We start from the raw sequence: 17718 nt of genomic DNA on the forward strand, positions 1-17718 counted from the left end.
CCTTTTTAAAGGTCATAAAGCTTATCTATTACTTTAATATAGTCAATCCGCGGATGAAAACCAAGCGGAATGCTGTAACCAGCCGCTTGAATTTCTTCCTTGGTAATTGATTTTCTTCCGCCGCTTTTCATTCTCTCCCAGAACACCATTAAATGTTTCGCTTCCAGCCAATACAGTTCATTTTCTGACGTGAACCGCAGGATAACAAAGCAAATCCCGCCCTGAGACAATACTGCCCTCATATGGCGGATTTGGTGTTCGTGAAAGTTTTTCAAGGGGAATGAAGAAGAATTTTGTGTTTCCTTTGCTTCGAAATCGATATATTTCCCTTTATATATTCCATTGTAATCAGTAGTAGAGGCCTGTTTGAAATACGCTTCTTTAATAACAGCTGCACTTCTTTTTGGATAATCCACCTGGACAATCTGAACAGGGGTAGGCTTTTTATGAATAACTGCAATTTCCCGTTGAAGGTAAAATTCATTTGTTTCATTTAAATCTTCTTCCAGCGTCATTCCTCTATTACTATAGCTAAACTTCTTTTCAATTTTTAAACTCGGCTTTTTTTCCGATTCCTTTGGAGTGTATTTTCTTCCATTAGGGTAGTGAAATTTCATTGATAAGCTCCTTTCAAACTATTACTTATCATATCAAATTTACACTTCGATCGGTTGAATAAAATAGGAATAAGTGGTCATCCTATGCAAGCATAAGAATAATGGAATTAACTCTAAAGGCTTGGAAACATTATGCCGGAAAAGGGATTATCAATATGAATCATCTTACAATACAGGAACAATTGCTAATTCGTCAAATAGAAGAGGCAACCGCCAGACGTAATGTTGATAACATTACACGAACGGATGCTTACTTTAAGTTTTTTTATAAAAATAGAGAAATAATCTGGTCATTCCTTGCAAGTATGGTTTCAAGGAATGGGGGATGGAATATGTGTGATCTTGAAGGCGCTATTTTTCCTGAGATCCTGGAATCTCCTGTAAGAAAACAGCTTTTCCTTACCTATGAAAGGGCAAATTGGCTTATTTTTCACGATGTATACCCCCAATTGCTTATCTATGAATATTCGACGGAATTTAATCGCCCGTTGTTTCATCTCTTGAATTATTTTAATGTTTCGGCATTTATCCAGCGTGAGTGGAAGCTATTCTGGGAACAGAATGATATTTACCGGTTAACAACATCACTTATTATTAATGAACAAAATGTCATACAAAAACCAGTTATCGAGCATCCGGTGTATAAAAACAAAGTGTTTCGCTCCCTGATTTTTTCCTTTCAGGATTGGCTCCATTTTAGCAGTGTTTTATTTCCAACCTGTAGCGGGGAGTTATATGGAGCGAGTGTAAATGGCTTTAGGAATCTCTCTAAGCGCATTAATTTAGGAAAGAGGCTGGTAAGAATCTTATTCCATCAAAGACTTTTTCCATATTTCCTTGAATTTGCGGAAAAAACTCCCCATACAGGATCACGGCATGACTTCGAGCAATATTTTAAGACAAAAATAAGAAGAGAAACTCCTTTTCTAAGAGCAACTTTTCCTGTTATAGAACATCATAGACATGAATATAGAGATTGGAGTTTGGACAGGCGTATTCATTTCAGCTGGATGCACTTTCCCGTCCAACACAGTCACCCTATTCATTTGACTGATTGGTATATTCATAAAAGAGATCAGCTTCAGCTCCTTAAGTCGCTGCAAAAAGTATGGGATTACTAAATATGGGATTAAAAAAGAAGAGTTTATAGAAGATATTAGACAAAAAATATATATTAGTTAAAAAAAAGCAAGGGATCCCTTGCTTTTTGAATGTAACCATTTGTCCTAAGCCCATTAATTACTCAGCTGGACGATTTTCCCCTACTAATTTTTTATCCCCATATCCCGTTTTTTTGCTATCTTGGCGGCTTGCCTGGGTTTTGTTTTCCTTACCCTTCTGTTTCATGGTTTAAACACCTCCCGGAAGTTATTTTGCCCAGGTTCGTGCCTTTCATTCTTAATCTATGCGTGTCGAATGGAAAAGAATAGGCCATCGAATTCCATTTTCTTTGCCGAATAGCTTCTAGTTTTGTCAGGGTAGAAGGATAGGCGAAATTGAAGGCGAATATTCGTTGTAGAATATGAAGGAGGTTTTATTAATGAACGAAACGGTATCGCAAAAGGAACAGGTGTTACTTATGATCTCTCAAATCTCCAGTCAGCTTGAAGAATTGGAGAACCTCCTGGACACCTCATTTTCCGGCTTGCGTAATCAGTTATTTTTAACTGAAGCAAAGAAAATAGAAGCGGTTAAGGAGCAAATAGATTCATTAGATAAAGAGACACAAGACCGCCAATGTGAAACGCTAGTCCACACAGTAAACAGCTTAGGACTTGAACTTAGTTTTTAAAAAGATAAAATATAAAGAAGGAAAAGTAGCTTTCGTTTTGAATGCTGCTTTTATTTTGGCTTTAAAAGGGGAACGTATATATGGAAGATCGTCTGGGTGTACTGACTGATACTTTGATAAAATTAAATGGTCAAATTCTTAAAACATATGAGGAAACGAAAAAAAGTGGTCTGGAGGGAGATTTTTATAATGAGGTGAAGCCCTTTGCAGATGAAGTTAAGGCAGCAAGTGATGATTGGAAAGAGCTGGCTTTAAAATGGTATTCGACGCATCGGCCCAAAAATTTTCACTCCAGCCAAATAGAATCAGTTCATGACCATATTGGAAATATTTCTATACAGGCCTTTTATCCACAAACAAGCAGAGCTAAATTTTTACATGCATCAAAATCAATTGATTATAATCTGAGTATTTTGATGGAATCTATAAAACAATAGTAAAAGGGTGCCTTAGATGTGGGCACCCTAGTTTTTTATTTACTGAAAAATCTTCACATGATAAGAATTGGTGCTTCAGCAGCATAACCTATTCTTTTTAATTTTTACTTTCGATGAGGGGGCTATCTTCTGATTGATCCAGCTGCACTGCTCCCTGATTTTCTAGTTCGCGGACAAGCTGACGGTATTCCTTGAATGTTATTTCATTATGAATGTAAGCCTTCTTGGCAAAAGCCATTAAGTCATTCGGATCTTTCGTCTGGTAATCCCGATTTTCTGCAAATCTAGCTTGAAGTTCATGAATATCCATCTTTGTCTCCTCCTTCATCTTTTTTTTACTGTATCATAAAATAGCTTTTTTTCTAGTTTTTAAAAAATTTAAACTTCCGACAATTTTCACCAAATGTTTATGATAAGGTTCATTAACATTTACAGGTGTTCGAAATGCCAAGCTCATTTATGCCTCCCTGTGTGATCTTACAAGGACATTGAAACTAGCATCCTCGAATAAGCAGCGTACGAAGGAAATGTGAGCGCTGATCGCGAAGTGTCGCAGAATGACTAACAATCACCTTCATCTTTATTAACGAAAAAAATAGTCACACATGGGTTCTATCTTTCATAAATTGTATTGATGAAAAAGCGGAGGAGATGTTTGCCCATGTTTGGAAATCAAAATAAACCATATGACATCAATCAATATTACCCGGGGCAAATGCAGCAAGGGAATCCGTACCATCCAAACGGTTTCTTTCGAAACACCCCATATCCTTATCAGCCACAGGAAAATTATCAGTATTATCAGCCCCCTAACTATTACAATGGTGCCATTCAGCCATATCAGCCACAGCAAAACATGCAAGGTTATCAAAACAATCCCTATTTTAATTCACAAAAAGATCCCCAGTTTTTGTTTCACAATCCGCTGCAGCCGCAGGAGGATTATTACGGAAACCCGTATGCCCAGCAAAATGGATATCAGGAATATAATCCTTATATGAATGCAAATCCTTATCCCAAACAGGGAATGATGCCTAAGCAGCCAGGGGGATTTCAAAGCTTTATGAATTCCTTTAAGTCACAGGATGGATCAGTTGATTATAATAAAATGATGAATACAGCAGGTCAAATGATGAATGCTGTTAATCAAGTATCTTCACTAGTAAAAGGGTTTGGTGGAATGTTTAAGATATAGAAACTCCTTTACCTTTATCATTGTTGGTCCTTTCGTAGGTAATTTTAATTTAAATAAGATTAATAATGAAAAAAAGCAGCCGCAGGCCGCATCAGACTGTAGTCAAACTCGATTAAAACGAGCTTGCCTGCAGTCTTTTTATTTTAGTAGAGAGGGCCTGTTGATTTCCGTTCCCAGGCCCTCGCTTTTCTCGGCGCATACGCCTGTTGAGTTTCACCTGTCACGCTAATAACGCAGGACATTGAACAAACCTCTTTGAATCAACACCTCACGAAGGAAATGTTGTAGCAAAAGGAATCACCCAGGAATTTACATCGCACGAAATTTTAAGAAAGCATAATTGTAGATTTTCGAGGAGTGTCGTGCTCTCCCCTCCAATCAAAATGGGTTTAGAAAATGAGTGTGGAAGTAGAATCAAGTCTATTTTAAAATAGATATATAACGCTTTATGTATTTAAGACGCTTTCGAAAAATAGTCCCTTCAAAGAGAGCAGCTTGAAATGATTATAGTACATGCGCCGTCCCAATGCGGAAGTGGAAACGGACTTAGCTTATCGCTGGTTCCGTCAAAAGATCGTAACTGCTAATCAGAATAAGCAAAACTTGGATATCGGCGGAAAGAACTTGGTGCTTGCCAAGCTTTCCACATAATATAGTAAAAATTCTTTAAATTATGTAATGTATATGTTACTTTGGTAATTACCGGTAATTTTCTGGGAAAACCCGCCGTAAGCCCATCATACTAAACAGAGAAATAGAAAGAGAAAAGGGGGAATTTAAGATGGTTCGCATCATCCAGCAGTCAGTGATCATTTTTGCACTGATTCTACTCCTTGCTGCATTGCCTAATATCCTTGGAGTTAACATGGAAACACAGAAGCCCGAATGGCATTTTGAAAGATTACCGAAGATTTATACAGATTTCATTTCAAACCTTAGCCAGGGAAGTCTGGGTACATACCAAATTGGAGCTGAATCAAGAGAGATTTCAGACGAGATTGGTGATAACTTTGTTATTAGTTTTCTATTAATAGCAGCAGGAGTTAATATTGGTATTATTTTTAGTCTCTTTTTCGGGGTATTTGTAAGCCGATTTCGATTCACAAGAATTTTTAACCTTATGCTTAACCTGCTTGCTGCTATCCCGGATTTTATCCTTATAATCCTATCTTTGATTCTAGCGGTAAAAATCTATAAAGAAACCGGTTTTAGGGTAGTTTCCCTTCGTCCGGATGCTGGACCTATCAATCTATGGTTTCCTATGATACTGGTTGGAATAGCTCCGACATTATATTTATTTAAAATTATTGCGGTGAAATATTACCAGATAAGCGGTGATGATTATATAAAAACCGCGGTCGCAAAAGGAATGAAGCTTAATTATATTAACTTTCAGCACGTTTATAAAAATATTGAGCCTTTTATTGTTGCTGAACTAGTTAAAGTGATCTCCCTTGCAATTGGAAATCTATTCATAGTTGAATATCTCATGAACGTATCGGGTATAACGAAGTTTATTTTTCTAAGCAATGCGGCACAGCCGCTTGCTGTTGGATTGTTCTCACTTCTTATCATTTCTCTGCTTGTTTATATTTCTGCAAGGCTATTACTCTATTTGTTTAAACGAGGTTTTATTTATGAATAGATTATTGCGGATTAATTACTCATTGTATATAGGCACTTTATTGGTTTCCATTCTGCTGTTTTTTGCGGTATTTGGCCCGTATATGGCCCCTCATACTCTTATTGAGACAATGGAAACTCATTATAAAAACGGCAAGATATTAGCTCCTCCTGTTGAGCCGTTCAAATTCAAGGAATATCCTCTGGGAACGGACAGATGGGGATATGATATTCTATCCATGATTTTAAATGGGATTCGCTATACGGTATTTATCTCCCTGGCAGTTACTATTATTAAAATGGCAATTGGAACCCTGATAGGTCTTTATGTTGGAACATGGAAAAAGGTTCCGGGCTGGGTCGAAGCTTTTGAAAACGCCTGGAGCTATGTTCCGCTGTTTATTATTCTTTATTTTTTCTTACGACCAATTAATATAAACAGTTTCCTTACACCTATGCAGCTGATTCTTTATTTTATTATTGTAACTTCAGCCATTAGCATTCCAAGTATCATTTCATCTGTACGGTTAAAATCTGCGGAGATTAAAAAATCAGTCTATATTGAAGCTTCCAAAACACTTGGTGCCAGCAGAAACCGGATGGTCTGGTTTCATATTTTCCCACAGATGAAGGAATCCCTTCTAGTGATGTTTATCCTGGAAGTGGTTTATGTTATTACAATTATGGGGCAGCTTGCACTGATGAATCTTTTTGTGGGCGGGACCCGTCAAACTTTTGACCCTATTATTTATAACTCTATTACTAAAGAGCTTGCTGGTCTTGTTGGTCAGGCACGAGGAAATGTATATGGAACCTTTCATGTATTGTTAATCCCTCTTGCAGTCTTACTTTTTATTACCATTTCCTTAGGCCTGCTTGCTAACGGATTAAAAAACAGGTTCCAATCAAATTATCAGCGGACTCCTTGGATTAAAACCGGCTTTGAACCAAAATTAATCCCGAAACGGAAAGAATTTGGTCAGGGTAAAAGAGTATCGCGACTTACACCAGAAAAGGTTTCACTTGGAATAATAGCAGTTGCCTTTGTTGCAGCCGGCAGCTATGTATACGCCCAGAAGGATGCCGATGTAGGGGTTAAGAATTATAGCCAGGCAGGCTATGACATTCAATTAAAAATGAATCATAACGGTGTTTTTCATGCTACGGCAAACATCAAAGCTAAGAATCTTTCAGAAAAGAATTGGAGCGAACTGGTATTTTATTTTATTCCAAATGTTTTTCAAAAAGGCCATCAGAATACTGGCGTTAAAGGTTTTTCTAAAGTGAAAATCAACAGCATAGAGGTAGAGGGTGAAAAAGCAGCATTCAGTCTGAATAAGGATACCCTAAAAGTTAAGCTTCCTGGAAAAATGAAAAAAAATGAATCCAGAACAGTTGCAGTGGATTATAATTTTACAGTTCCTGAGGAAGGAAACCGGTTCTCTAAAGTAGAGGATCGTTATTACCTTGCCCAATGGTATCCAATGCTGGCAACCTTTGAAAAGGGAAAGTGGAATAAAAAAGATTACCAGGATGGCTTGGAGACATATTTAACCGGATTTTCGGATTTTAATGTAAAATATGATTTTCCTAAAGGATATTCTATAGCTTCTTCTGCAGATGAAGATCCAGCACTTAAGAAAAATAAAGGAGAGATTAAGGCTAAAAATGTAAGGGAAATATTTATTGCTGCCTTTAAAGATATGAAACATTATGATATTGATTCAAATGGCGTGAAAATCCGTCTATTTTCTGAGGGTGATCACAATAAGGAACCAAAAGAGGCTTTAAAGCTTGCTAAAAATGCCCTTTCTTTTTATCAGGAAAAGATAGGAGAGTATCCTCATAAGCAGTTGGATATTGTTTTGGATAAAGGACAAAATATGGAGTATCCAGGTGTTATAACAGTTGACCCTTACACAGAAAATGATAAATTTTTTAAGACTGCCCTTGTACATGAAATTGCCCACCAATATTTTTATGGTGTCGTTATTAACGATCAATACAACGATGCATGGCTGGATGAGGGAATTACCGAGTTCGCTACCAATATGTATTTTCATATAGGGGAAAAGGAATCTATATTTCAAGCTCAGCTTTTCTCTCAGGGCCGAATGAAAAGGGCAGAAGAGCTGAATTTAGGAAGACAGTATTCCAATCTACCATTGAATGAAATTAAAAGCACTGCATTTGTATATGGACAGCCTGCTCTTAAACTTTATGAAATGGTTCAGGATCACTTCATCATAAAAGGTAAAGATCCAGAAACTGTCAGTATGCAATACCTATCTGACTACTACAACCATTTTAAATACAAGCAAGTTGACACAGCTCAATTTTTAAAATTCACAACAAATTATTTTTATATTCCAACTGGGTATTTCAGCGATTGGCTGAATGTAGAAAAAATGTAACAAAAACAAAAAAGCTGCCAAACAGGGTCTAAATTACTGGGCCGATAAGGCAGCTTTTTATTATGCATGGGGTAAGCAGAAGTGTAGTTAAGGGACACTTCGGCATTTCATTCTTGTCAATCCTCAATCTCTAAGGCGCTAGGTCATATAACCTAATGCATTTGAGGTTAAAGAGCAGCCTTCTCGCTGGCTCGTCTTATGCTAGTTACCACTAATCCAAGAAATTAGTTCAGCCGGGTTTTTAGGGACAAATATGAAGTGTGGTCCCAACGATTTGTCCTCGAGAAACAGGAGAATCTTAATTGGGTTACTTCGGCATTTCCGCTTTTCTATTCAACTTCAATTATTTTTCCTTTTTCATGCGGTATTCTAATTTCAAGAAGTCCGTCGCTGTAGGCAGCTTTAACAAACTTTTCATTAACTGGTCGGGGGAGGGCTATGGTCCTGGAAGAATGCTGGAGAAACTGTCTCTTCCTGTAGACCTGTTTTTGTTCGTCTTCCTCTGTTAATAAATCGTTTTGCTGAACAGCAATATTTAAATAATTTCCCTTTAAATCAATATGAATCTGATCCTTTTTTACTCCAGGAAGCTCGGCTGTAATAATCATTTCCTTATCAGTTTCCCGCGTTTCAACATGGAATGGTGCAACAGGGAAAGGATTTCTAAAAAAGTCGTCAATAGTTTGCAAAAATCCCCTAACAGGCTTTTCCTGAAAAAAGTCATTCATTGTTTTCATTAGTTCTCCAAAGGGTTCGGATTTATTTTTTTTTCCCTTTTGAGAATCCTCTGGCTGCTGTGAAGACATCGTGTCTCTCCTCGCTTTCCGAAAATTTTCTTTCTAGTATATGATGTTGGCTTTCATCAGGTGAGTGACACTAGATCGATATATAAGTTTGAACGATTTTTGAACAATCCCTTTCCTGTGATGTAAATCACAGGCATCGTGCTTCATCCACTGTATTCTGTTACAGAAGATAAAGATGTGAAAGCGGGGAAATTAAATGTTTTGTTATCAATGTGAACAAACGCCTTCAGGCGGCTGTAAAGTTGTAGGGGTATGCGGGAAAGATGAAACGATTGCAAGTCTGCAGGATACCATCATATTTGGATTAAAGGGAATTGCAGCGTACCGAACTCATGCTAATCAGCTTGGATATACAGATCCCTTTGTGGACGCTACTACTCATGAAGCATTATATATGACACTAACTAACTCCAATTTTAATGTTCAGGAGCATATTGATATGGCTATGAAAGTGGGCCAGTCAGCTGTAAGGATGATGGAAGTACTGGATGAGGCTCATACTAAACGGCTAGGCATTCCACAGCCTATACGGGTAAGCCAGAACAAAATTGAAGGAAAAAGTATTGTTGTTTCAGGACATAATCTTTTTGCCTTAGAAGAGCTTTTAAAGCAGACAGAAGGAAAAGGCATTAATATTTACACCCATTCCGAAATGCTGCCTGCTCACGGATATCCTGCATTAAAGAAGTATTCTCATTTAAAGGGTAATATCGGTAAAGCCTGGTATGACCAGCGCCGCTTATTTGAAAAATTCCCTGGTGCTATCCTGGCAACAACTAACTGTGTAATGCCTATTAAGGGAACCTATGCAGATAGAATGTTCTCGTATGAAGTTGCAGGGCTTGAAAATGTTCTAAAGATTGTAAATGATGACTTCAGTCCGCTTATTGAAAGAGCACTTGAGCTTCCGGAAGCAAACATTGAATCCGATGAAACATTATTAACCGGGTTCCACCATGAAACAGTTCTTGGCCTTGCACCTGAAGTGATTGAAGCTGTGAAATCAGGAAAGATTAAAAGATTTTTCGTGATCGCTGGCTGTGATGCACCAGGAAAAGGGGGAGAATACTACCGCGAGTTAGCTACCTCGCTTCCTCCCGAAACAGTTATTCTTACTACATCTTGTGGAAAATTCCGCTTTAATGATGTTGATTATGGGGTTGTACCGGGTACAGATATCCCTCGCTATATTGACCTTGGCCAATGTAATAATTCAGGCTCAACAGTGAAAATTGCAAAAGCTCTTGCTGACGCTTTTGAATGTGAGATTAACGAGCTCCCAGTAAGCATTGTGCTTTCCTGGTTTGAACAAAAAGCGGTTGCTATTCTTCTAGGTCTTTTCAGCCTTGGGATTAAAGATATTCGCATTGGGCCTAAAGCGCCTGAATTTATTTCGGAAGGTGTTTTAAATGTTCTTCAGGATACCTTTAAGCTGAAATTGATTGGAACAGCCCAGGAAGATATGAATGAAATGCTTAATCTTTCTTCACAAAAATAAGAATTAGAAAAATTTGGCATTCGCGAAGTCCCTTTTGGCGGATGCCTTAGTTTTGCTTATCACGCTCAAAACGGCACATCGTGTGCCTTTCGCCTGACTAGGACATCGTGTCCGTCGTGCGTTCAGAATTTATGGATATAAATTCTGATTAGCGAACAAAAGGCACAAGCGGCCTCAGATGATGAAAGGCTAAAATTGCCAAGTCCTCGACAAAGCAGCGCTTTTCCTTCTTGCGATGATTAGCTGACGAAGCTTTCCTAGTCCTAATTTTTGAAGTGACTAGTTCGGAGTTATCAACAAGGTAAAAATTTATAATTTCTAAGAGACTAAAGAGGCTGCCCCCAATACAGGGGCAGCCTTTGATATTATACTTATTGCAAAATCTCTTCCAATAGTTTATCAGGATCGATAATCATATTTCCTTCATCATCGACTTCAATTAATTCGTCTCTTTTCATTTTTGTTAGTGTCCGGCTAATGGTCTCGCGTGTTGTACCAATCATATTGGCAAGATCCCGGTTAGTAAATTCACCCTTTAGCCAATACTTATCATTTTCGAGTTCCTTACCGTATTTCTTTGCGAGTCTTATAAGCAGTTTAATTATTTGTTCATAGGTATTATTAAGAATTTGTTCTTCCAGCCTGTTCTGCAAATCCACAATTTTTTCTCCAAGAACTCGGAAAACCTTAATGCAAAGTTCGGGATTTTCAATAAGAATTTTTTCGAATTGCTTAATAGGGACAGCTATGAGAGTAGTTTGCTCCATTACTTCCGCAAATGCGGGATATTCACCTTGGCGAAAAAAGCCAACATGCGGGAACATTTCTCCCTGCTTCATGATAGCTACAATCTGCTCTTTTCCACTTGAATCACTTTTATAGACTTTAATCCGGCCGGAATGGATAAAATATACGTTTTCCAACGGGTCACCCTGCAAAAATACATGGTTCCCCTTTTTCCACTCACGAGTAATAGATATATCAACGATTTTGTCCATTTCCTGGCTATTTAACTCCCGAAAAATTGAAAATACGTTTAGGACTTTTTTGATATCTTCATGCTTCAACATTCTCACCTCTAAATATAGGTTCCAACAATATACCCTTTCATCCATTTTCAATTATAGTTTAAAAAGGTATGGTGAGGGAATTTTAAATTTAAGATTATGAAGGAGGGGTGGGAGAAATGACTAAAGAACTATATTTTAAAGAACATGGAAATATGCAGGGGCAAACTGTCCTGCTGCTTCATGGTTTTTGCGGAAGTTCAAAGTATTGGGAAAATGTTATCCCCCTATTAAGCAAGGATATGCATGTTATTGTTCCGGATTTAAGAGGACACGGAGAATCGCCTTCTCCGGAAGGAGGTTTCTCCATTGAAGATATGGCTGAAGATGTGCATAGGCTAATTGAAAAACTGGGAACCGGAAAGGTATTCTTGTTCGGACACTCATTAGGCGGTTATGTAACGTTGGCGTTTGCGGAAAAATATAGAGAAAATCTTGCTGGATATGGTTTGATACATTCAACTGCATTTCCTGACAGCCAGGAAGCAAAGGAAGGAAGACTCAACAGTATCAAGAAAATCGGGGAGGAAGGGATTGAGCCATTTGTGGACCAGCTGGTGCCAAAGCTTTTTGCTAATCCTTCCCAGACAGGCATAGTGGATTCTGTCAGATTGGCAAAAGAAATTGGAGCAGGAACAAGCCCTCAAGATGCAATAGAAACTTTAAATGCAATGAGAAACCGTACCGACCGTAATCATGTTCTTAAAAAGGAAACTACTCCTGTCTTATTAACAGCGGGAAAGGGAGATAAAGTTATTACCCCAGATAGTACCTTTTCTGTGTCTGGGGGACATATAACCCAACTACTTTTAGAGTATTCCGGACATATGAGTATGTACGAAGAACCAGAAAAACTTGCAGAATCATTGCAAGAGTTTATTAGGCTGCATACAATGTAGAACCCGTCTTTGACGGGTTTTTAATTTTAATCTGCAAGCCATTTATCAGGTTATCAAGGCCAAAAAAAGGTCTTTCAAATAGAGGAATAATAATCCTCTTTCGATATTGTCCTTCAACTTTAAATAGGCTGGTATTTGGCCCGTTCACTGCCTGTTAAAAATTCCCTTAAAATATTACACGAAATTCATGATAAATATCTTTTTTCACGAACGTTCATTCGCTACAATAATAGATATGGGGTGAATGATTATGAAACTTCGAAAAAACCTTCAAGAAATTCTTGAAGATTTAAAAATACATGAACAATTTAAAGAAAATATCGTCACCTGGCGGACTATTGAGGAACGTCCTGCTAAAAACGTTCCGCTGCCCGGGGACCTTCACGTACAGCTTAAGGAAGCCTTGGAGAATAGAGGGATTGGGCAGCTTTACACCCATCAAAAAACTTCCTATGAAACAGTTATGTCAGGAAAAAGTATTGTTGCTGTAACACCAACTGCATCCGGAAAGACGCTTTGCTACAATCTTCCTGTTTTGCAAACCGTTTTATCAAATCCAAATGCCAGAGCTCTTTATATGTTTCCCACCAAGGCACTTGCTCAAGATCAGAAAAGTGAAATTAATGAAATTATCCAGGAAACAGGGATGAATATTAATAGTTATACTTATGACGGAGATACACCGGCGAATATCCGCCAAAAGGTAAGGCAGGCTGGGCATGTGGTTATTACAAATCCTGATATGCTTCATTCAGCGATTTTACCTCATCATACGAAATGGGTTTCGCTGTTTGAAAACTTAAAGTTTGTAGTGATTGATGAACTTCATACGTACAGAGGTGTGTTTGGAAGCCATGTAGCCAACGTGATAAGAAGACTAAAACGTATTTGCAGGTACTATGGCAGCGATCCAGTGTTTATATGTACATCAGCAACTATTGCCAATCCTCTTGAACTAGCAGAAAATTTAACTGAAAGTGAAATGTCACTCATTAACAATAATGGTGCGCCAACTGGAAGAAAACATTTTCTATTTTACAATCCTCCTATTGTAAACAAGCCGCTAAATATTAGAAGAAGTGCAACACTGGAAGTTAGAAAGCTTGCAGGGGAGCTTTTGAAAAATAAAATTCAAACCATTGTTTTTGCCAGAAGCAGGGTTCGTGTTGAAATTATATTGACTTATTTGCAGGAGCTGGTTAAAAATCAGCTGGGTCCCAAATCAATTATGGGTTATCGGGGAGGTTACCTGCCAACAGAAAGGAGAAAGATTGAAAAAGGGCTTCGATCAGGGGAAATATACGGAGTTGTCAGTACAAATGCATTGGAACTAGGCGTCGATATCGGCCAGCTTCAGGTCTGCATTATGACTGGATATCCCGGAACCATTTCTAGTGCATGGCAGCAGGCTGGGAGAGCTGGCAGAAGGCACGGCGAATCACTTGTCATAATGGTTGCTAGCTCCAGCCCGCTTGATCAATATATCATCCAGAATCCAGAGTATTTTTTTAACCAGAGTCCTGAAACGGCCAGAATCAATCCCGATAATTTGATTATCCTTATTGACCATATGAAATGTGCGGCATACGAGCTTCCATTTAAGGCAGGAGAAAGGTTTGGCAATGTTGAGACAGAAGAGCTTCTTGAATACCTGACGGAGGAACGCGTTCTTTATCAGAATGGAGACAAATGGTACTGGATGAATGATTCTTTCCCTGCTCACAATATAAGCCTTCGGTCTGCATCGCAGGAGAATATTATTATTGTTGATCAAACAAATGTAGCAAATGTGAAGGTCATTGGTGAAATGGACAGGTTCTCGGCTATGACACTTCTTCACGAAGAGGCTATTTATTTACATCAAGGTACCCAATTTCAAGTTGAAAAGCTTGATTGGGAAGAGAAAAAAGCGTTTGTCCGGGAAGTAGACGTCGATTACTTTACTGATGCTAATCTAGCAGTTCAATTAAAGGTATTAGAAGTGGATAAACTTCTGGAACATCCCGACATGGAGATAGGTTATGGCGATGTTAGTGTCAGGGCGATGGCAACCATTTTTAAAAAAATTAAATTTGAGACACATGAAAACATTGGATCGGGGCCCATATTCCTTCCCGAAGAAGAACTGCATACGAGTTCTGCCTGGATTTCCTTAGATAAACCTTTTGCTGATATGGGACATGAAAGGCTTGAACAGGGCCTTGTGGGGACAGCGCATGCACTAAACCACATAGCTCCTCTTTTTGTTATGGCGGACCCCCAGGATATCCACGTGGTTCCGCAGGTTAAGGCAGATCATAATGAAAAGCCAACTATTTTCTTTTATGACCGCTATCCCGGTGGTATTGGTCTAAGCGAAAAAATATACACTGGTATGGTTCCTGTATTCCGGGAAACAAGAAAGATGGTAAGCGGATGCCAATGTGAAAGCGGCTGTCCTTCCTGTGTCGGGATGGAGGCTGTTAGTGATACAGCCAAAAGAGATACTCTTAAAATTATTGATTTCTTTTTGGATACATCGGCTTCAAAGGAGAGGTGAGAGCTTTGTCTTTAAAAAATAAATTAAACCGTTTAAAACCGCATTTAGGAAGCGGCAAGCAAGAGGATTTCAGCAAGTCCTCTCATCTCCATATAAAAGAGGAGCACTCTGGAAGCAGCGTTATACCATCAGAAAAAGAGCCGGAAATCGTCATACCTTATTCGGACCAATGGAAAGCGGAAGGGGTATTACCCTATTTTTTCGATGAAAATTATTGCTTAGTAAGGGAAGTACGTTATCCGCTAGAACAGAAACATGGACATTTTCGGTTTCAAGATTTTCTCCGGGCAGTTAAAGTCTGGAACGAAACAGGGATTTCACATCCTCTCTCAGCCATTGGGCATCGTCCTGAAGAACTTTTTTTCTTTGATACAGAAACTACAGGACTAGGAGGGGGTACAGGCAATACCATCTTTCTCCTTGGGTATGCAAGCGTAAAAGGGGAAGAGCTTGTATTGAGACAGCATGTACTTCCTAATCCGGGGGCTGAGGTCCCACTCTATCAAAGTTTTTTGGAAAGCGTAAATTATAAAACGCTTGTAACATACAATGGGAAATCCTTTGATTGGCCCCAGGTTAAAACAAGGCACACCCTTGTCCGCGACCATGTTCCCAAACTGCCGTCTTTCGGGCATTTTGATCTTTACCATGCTTCAAGACGCCTTTGGAAACATAAGCTTGATCGGCTAAAGCTTTCTATTGTAGAAAAGGAAATATTAGGAGTTCTGCGTGAAGATGATATTCCCGGCCATTTAGCACCCATGATTTATTTTGATTTTATTGAAAGGAAACAGCCAGAAGGAATGCTGGGGGTTTTAAAACATAATGAGATAGACATTCTGTCACTTGTCACGCTATACACTCATTTGACATTCCAAATTTGCGGGCTTGATGAAGGGCAAACAAGCCAGGAGACATATGAAGTAGGAAGATGGTTTTCCTCATTAGGAGAAAAAGGGGAAGCGGCAAAAAGGTTTGATTCAATTGCCGAGGGAGATGATCATGTGTCTGCCCATGCTCAGCTTGCTCTTGCGTACGAGAGGAAAAAAGTGAGGGATTGGGAAAAAGCACTTACTCTTTTTCAGTCTGTAGCTGATTCTGCTATATCTGACATTGCAAGAGAGGCTTGCATTGAAGCTTCAAAGATACTTGAACACAAACTGAAAAATCCAAAAATAGCCTTAGAGTTCGTTCACAAGGCAATGGAGGAAAAGGCTGGTGAAATCCAGTCAAATTTTATAGAGGATGCTCTAAAACGAATAAAGAGACTCGAAAATAAATGCAGAAAATTCCCTGAGCAAGCGGACAAAAAGACAAGAAATGATCTGTAGATTTTATAAAACTTTAAAATTCATAAATTTGTAACAAATTTTTCATTTTTTATGCCTAAATTCCTGCAATTTTGTGTTGTGAATGAGGTTAACAGAGAGTAAAATGTTAAATTGTAGTGTTAAAAACTATTAATAACAACACAGTGGAGCTGGTATTATGTACAAAGCAATTTTATTTCTTTTCTTCATTGTGGTTTGTTTAACTGCAGTACTTTTTACAAGTCTAAAGGACAGTTTCTATACAATGCTGTAAAAATAGGTGTTTTCATTAGTACAAGAGTCTCTCTTTCAACATAGGCTGTTAATGTAATAACAAACAACCATATCGAAAGGAGAAGTGTATATGTACTGTGGAACAAATATTATGCCTGCGGTTATCCATCCTACAAAATGCTGTGTGAACCACACATTTTCTACAACGGTGGTTCCTCACATCCATCCATCACATACTACAACTGTAAATCACCAATTGTTTGAGCATAAGCATTACTTCCCTCAAACCTTTTCAGCTGTAAATGAGGTTTCCAACCAGCAATTTAATTGCGTAGGACCTATGAATCCTGCCCCAGTTCCTCCTGTGGGACCTGTACCTCCAGTAGCTCCTGTGGGACCGGGATTTGGACCTGGACCAATGGGACCAATGATGGGACCCGGCCCAATGATGGGACCCGGACCAATGATGGGACCCGGACCAATGATGGGACCTGGCCCAATGATGGGACCTGGACCTTGGGGAAGATAATTACTGACAAGGGCAAAACGCCCTTGTTTTTTCTGTTTTATCCATAAATAGGGAGTGTTTTTCTGGAACCATTAAGTCAATTTTATGCTCTCTGGCTATTTTTCTTTTTACAATATGATATGATTTATTAATAAAAAAGTTTGTCTTATTTATACAAAGTATGAAAAAGAGGTGTTTGTCCCTGTATAAAGTTCTTGCAATTTCTGGTTATAAACCATTTGAACTGGGTATTTTTAAAAAGGACCATTCCTCTGTCGACTACATAAAAAAGGCACTTAAAAAAGAACTGCTTCCCATGATTGAAGAGGGGCTGGAATGGGTTTTGATTAGCGGCCAATTAGGGATTGAGCTGTGGGCTGCAGAAACCGTTTTTGACCTTCAATTGGAATATCCGGATCTTAAGCTTGCCGTAATAACGCCTTTTCTGGATCAGGAGTCAAACTGGAAGGAAGAAAATAAGGAGTGGTATGAATCGGTTTTAATGCAGGCTGATTTTGTAGATTCAGTTTCAAAGAAAGCATATGAAAAACCACTCCAATTTAGGGTTAAAAATCAATTTTTCATTGAAAAAAGCGATGCTCTTCTTCTTTTTTACGATCAGGAGAAGGAAGGAAGCCCAAAATATATTTATGAAATGGCAGTGAGCTATCAAAGCACCCATCCCTATCCTGTACATCTTATAACGTTCTATGATTTGCAGAATATAGTCGAAGAAGAAAACGCGAGTAGGTTTGATTATTAGTTAACTATTTTTGTTT

General features: G+C 38.5%; 17 protein-coding genes. 13 read left to right on the plus strand and 4 right to left on the minus strand.

Annotated features, from left to right (window positions below):
- Positions 1-5 precede the first annotated feature (5 nt).
- Entirely contained in the window at positions 6-617 is a 612-nt protein-coding gene (gene recU / locus AC3WR0_RS14285) for a Holliday junction resolvase RecU (RefSeq protein ID WP_492552940.1), read from the minus strand.
- A 155-nt stretch (positions 618-772) separates the two neighbouring features.
- Here recU and AC3WR0_RS14290 point away from each other — a divergent pair, with 155 nt between their 5' ends.
- The 3 genes from AC3WR0_RS14290 to AC3WR0_RS14300 all read left to right on the plus strand — a co-directional run bounded on the left by AC3WR0_RS14290 (position 773) and on the right by AC3WR0_RS14300 (position 2846).
- Positions 773-1738: a DUF2515 family protein gene (locus tag AC3WR0_RS14290; protein WP_492552941.1), complete on the plus strand. Its 966-nt coding sequence runs from the start codon at positions 773-775 to the stop codon at positions 1736-1738.
- Between the two features lie 419 nt (positions 1739-2157).
- Positions 2158-2409 (plus strand): hypothetical protein, encoded by a 252-nt coding sequence (locus tag AC3WR0_RS14295; RefSeq protein ID WP_492552942.1) that lies wholly within the window; start codon positions 2158-2160, stop codon positions 2407-2409.
- 80 nt (positions 2410-2489) lie between these two features.
- Positions 2490-2846 carry a YppE family protein gene (locus AC3WR0_RS14300; protein WP_492552943.1) on the plus strand — a complete coding sequence of 119 codons (357 nt, stop codon included), beginning with the start codon at positions 2490-2492 and terminating at the stop codon, positions 2844-2846.
- Positions 2847-2943: 97 nt separating this feature from the next.
- On the opposite strand, the gene yppF is transcribed toward AC3WR0_RS14300, so the two are convergent.
- Positions 2944-3156 (minus strand): YppF family protein, encoded by a 213-nt coding sequence (gene yppF / locus AC3WR0_RS14305; RefSeq protein WP_492552944.1) that lies wholly within the window; start codon positions 3154-3156, stop codon positions 2944-2946.
- A 351-nt stretch (positions 3157-3507) separates the two neighbouring features.
- Here yppF and AC3WR0_RS14310 point away from each other — a divergent pair, with 351 nt between their 5' ends.
- The 4 genes from AC3WR0_RS14310 (at position 3508) to AC3WR0_RS14325 (ending at position 8078) form a co-directional block, all read left to right on the plus strand.
- Entirely contained in the window at positions 3508-4041 is a 534-nt protein-coding gene (locus AC3WR0_RS14310) for a YppG family protein (RefSeq protein ID WP_492552945.1), read from the plus strand.
- A 513-nt stretch (positions 4042-4554) separates the two neighbouring features.
- Complete coding sequence (locus tag AC3WR0_RS14315; protein WP_492552946.1) at positions 4555-4692, plus strand: hypothetical protein; 138 nt, start codon at positions 4555-4557, stop codon at positions 4690-4692.
- 130 nt (positions 4693-4822) lie between these two features.
- Positions 4823-5686 carry an ABC transporter permease subunit gene (locus AC3WR0_RS14320; RefSeq protein WP_492552947.1) on the plus strand — a complete coding sequence of 288 codons (864 nt, stop codon included), beginning with the start codon at positions 4823-4825 and terminating at the stop codon, positions 5684-5686.
- Positions 5679-8078 (plus strand): ABC transporter permease subunit, encoded by a 2400-nt coding sequence (locus AC3WR0_RS14325; protein WP_492552948.1) that lies wholly within the window; start codon positions 5679-5681, stop codon positions 8076-8078. Before AC3WR0_RS14320 ends, AC3WR0_RS14325 begins: the two co-directional genes overlap by 8 nt.
- A 329-nt stretch (positions 8079-8407) precedes the next feature.
- On the opposite strand, the gene AC3WR0_RS14330 is transcribed toward AC3WR0_RS14325, so the two are convergent.
- Positions 8408-8884: an Hsp20/alpha crystallin family protein gene (locus AC3WR0_RS14330; RefSeq protein WP_492552949.1), complete on the minus strand. Its 477-nt coding sequence runs from the start codon at positions 8882-8884 to the stop codon at positions 8408-8410.
- Between the two features lie 196 nt (positions 8885-9080).
- Here AC3WR0_RS14330 and hcp point away from each other — a divergent pair, with 196 nt between their 5' ends.
- Positions 9081-10382: a hydroxylamine reductase gene (hcp, locus tag AC3WR0_RS14335; RefSeq protein WP_492552950.1), complete on the plus strand. Its 1302-nt coding sequence runs from the start codon at positions 9081-9083 to the stop codon at positions 10380-10382.
- 371 nt (positions 10383-10753) lie between these two features.
- Here the strand turns inward: hcp and AC3WR0_RS14340 are convergent, their stop codons facing one another.
- Positions 10754-11449, minus strand: coding sequence for a Crp/Fnr family transcriptional regulator (locus AC3WR0_RS14340; RefSeq protein ID WP_492553030.1), 696 nt, complete (start codon positions 11447-11449; stop codon positions 10754-10756).
- Between the two features lie 119 nt (positions 11450-11568).
- On the opposite strand from AC3WR0_RS14340, the gene AC3WR0_RS14345 reads away from it, so the two are divergent.
- The 5 genes from AC3WR0_RS14345 to AC3WR0_RS14365 all read left to right on the plus strand — a co-directional run bounded on the left by AC3WR0_RS14345 (position 11569) and on the right by AC3WR0_RS14365 (position 17702).
- Positions 11569-12348 carry an alpha/beta fold hydrolase gene (locus AC3WR0_RS14345; RefSeq protein ID WP_492552951.1) on the plus strand — a complete coding sequence of 260 codons (780 nt, stop codon included), beginning with the start codon at positions 11569-11571 and terminating at the stop codon, positions 12346-12348.
- A 250-nt stretch (positions 12349-12598) separates the two neighbouring features.
- Positions 12599-14887 carry a DEAD/DEAH box helicase gene (locus AC3WR0_RS14350; RefSeq protein ID WP_492552952.1) on the plus strand — a complete coding sequence of 763 codons (2289 nt, stop codon included), beginning with the start codon at positions 12599-12601 and terminating at the stop codon, positions 14885-14887.
- A 5-nt stretch (positions 14888-14892) separates the two neighbouring features.
- Positions 14893-16218, plus strand: coding sequence for a ribonuclease H-like domain-containing protein (locus AC3WR0_RS14355; protein WP_492552953.1), 1326 nt, complete (start codon positions 14893-14895; stop codon positions 16216-16218).
- Between the two features lie 343 nt (positions 16219-16561).
- Entirely contained in the window at positions 16562-16960 is a 399-nt protein-coding gene (locus tag AC3WR0_RS14360; protein ID WP_492552954.1) for a CotD family spore coat protein, read from the plus strand.
- A 181-nt stretch (positions 16961-17141) separates the two neighbouring features.
- Positions 17142-17702 carry an SLOG family protein gene (locus AC3WR0_RS14365; protein WP_492553031.1) on the plus strand — a complete coding sequence of 187 codons (561 nt, stop codon included), beginning with the start codon at positions 17142-17144 and terminating at the stop codon, positions 17700-17702.
- The last annotated feature ends 16 nt before the right edge of the window (positions 17703-17718 follow it).

The organism is Neobacillus sp. FW104-15D2 (genome assembly GCF_058790155.1).